1 protein-coding gene is annotated in these 1,897 nt (G+C 62.9%); it reads right to left on the bottom strand.

The features are described 5' to 3' along the window. Nucleotides 1–655: 655 nt before the first annotated feature. A complete protein-coding gene (locus tag FJZ36_19230) occupies nt 656–1,696 on the bottom strand; it encodes an IS110 family transposase (GenBank protein ID MBM3217033.1) in 1,041 nt (346 codons plus the stop codon). Nucleotides 1,697–1,897 lie beyond the last annotated feature (201 nt).

Here is a 1,897-nt window from a genome sequence, read left to right as displayed (position 1 = left end):
CTGACGAATTGTCCCAAGCCCCCAAGTGCCCGACCGACGGCGCGCCTCTTGACATCCATTGGGACCAGGAGCCGTCTGAGGACAAGCCGTGGCGCATCGGCATCCGTCGAACGTAACTCGCGGTGGAACCCCATCGAGCGAGCCGCCCAACACCTATCAGCCCTCCCCTCGTCAAGAGCGCAGATCTTCTCCGTCCGGTCGTCGAGTTAAGAAGACGCGCGACCGTCAGAGATAGTGTTCGAATCAACGCGTCCTCTTCAGTGCCATCTTCGTTTCCAGCGCAGGTTGCCATCCCGATGCGGAATGGGTCCCAACACCTATTGAGGCTCAAGCTTCGCTTAGCGAAGCGCGGGGGTCGTGAGACACTCGCGGCCTAGAAACTCATTCGGGCCCTCATACCGGCCTCCTCATGACGGGCGACGTCGCGTGCGCGCGTCCGTTGTCGCCAGGCTCGGGGGAGGGGCAGCGCATCCGTGGAACGCGTGTGCATGGCGAGGGAGAGAGCGGGTGTCCCATCATCCGCAACTCGCTGCCGGACCTCGGCTCCTGATCGTTGGCTCGTGGCACTCGAGGCGCACGCGTGGTGACGATCGGCGACGAGCTCGGTCCTGACGTGGCTCGAGTTAGGCGTCTGGCTCACCCGCTCCCTTCCTCGCTACGCCGCGCGGAACTTCTCCATCGAGAAGACCGTCCCGCGCGACAGGATGTAGAACACGGCCCGTCCGATCTTGTGCGCCAAGATGGAGAGCGCCTTCCCTTTGCCGTGTTGTTTCTCAATCCTCGCGATCAGCTGTTTCCCCTCGGTATGGCGCAGGAACAGCACGGCCGCTTCGGAGAACGCCCACTTCAAATGGACGTTCCCCATTTTCGCCCCGCCGGTGCCGAGCGTCTTCCCGCCCGATTGGTGTTGGCATTTGACCAGTCGAGCGTACGACGCGAATTCCTGCACGCGATCGAAGCGCGCGATGTCATGGATCTCGTAGAGGATCGTCAGCGCGAGGACCTTGCCAATCCCCGGCACCGAGCGGAGGCGATGAAACGCGTCGGCATTGTGGCGTTTCGCCTCGCGGACGATCGTGAGTTCGAGGTCCACGATCAGCGTGTCGTACTGGTCGATCAACGCCAGGTCGACCTCGATGCTCTTCTGCACACTCGGATCGGAGAAGTGCTCGACGACGCCGGCTCGATTCGTACGATAGGCGAGTTTCCGTCCAAAGACGGGCAGGTTGTACTGCGCGCGCGTGTTCTGGATGTGGGCCAAGAGTTGTCCGCGCTTCCGCACCAGATGCAGCCGCCGGCGGATCAGATCGCGGGTCGACCGCATCGCGGCGGGATACACGTACGCCTGCGGCAACAGGCCGCCGCGGAGGAGGCTCGCGATCTTGTGCGAGTCGATCTTGTCGTTCTTGGCCTTGCCGCCGTGGATGGCTTTCATCGCCCAGGCGTGGCCCAGCACGAAGGTGATCCCCTCCGCGGCGCAGACGTCCGCGAGCCAATACCACGTGAACATGCACTCGGCGGCGACGACCAGATCGTCGCGGTACGGGGCGACGATCTCGAGGAACGCCTCACGTGTGGATGGCACATTGCGATGCACGAGCACCTGGCCTGCCGAGTCCAGGATGCAGACGTACATCGTCTTGACGTGGAGATCGATTCCGCAATAGTGCCGATGCTGCCGGTTGTAGAATCTCATTCGGCTCTCCTCCTGCGCGGATCCGCGCATATCCCTGCGCTGAGCCTACCCAGTTGGTAGGTGCAGGGGGAGGGCTGAATGAGCATCATCCGAATGCAGCCGACGCGCCGCGGGTCGCTTGCTGGCGCGCGGCTGATTCGGCATCGTTATGCGGCTAAAGGAGACTCCGCTTGATTATTGATGCCTGGGCACAGCACCCGA

Source organism: Candidatus Poribacteria bacterium (genome assembly GCA_016866785.1).
Classification (GTDB): domain Bacteria; phylum Poribacteria; class WGA-4E.
Note: the sequence above shows the minus strand (reverse complement) of the source record. Positions and strands in the feature narration are given on the sequence as shown.

Bases quoted from the DNA above. Each gene is read 5' to 3' on its own strand.
- FJZ36_19230 (MBM3217033.1), bottom strand. From the start codon at position 1,696: ATGAGATTCTACAACCGGCAGCATCGGCACTATTGCGGAATCGATCTC.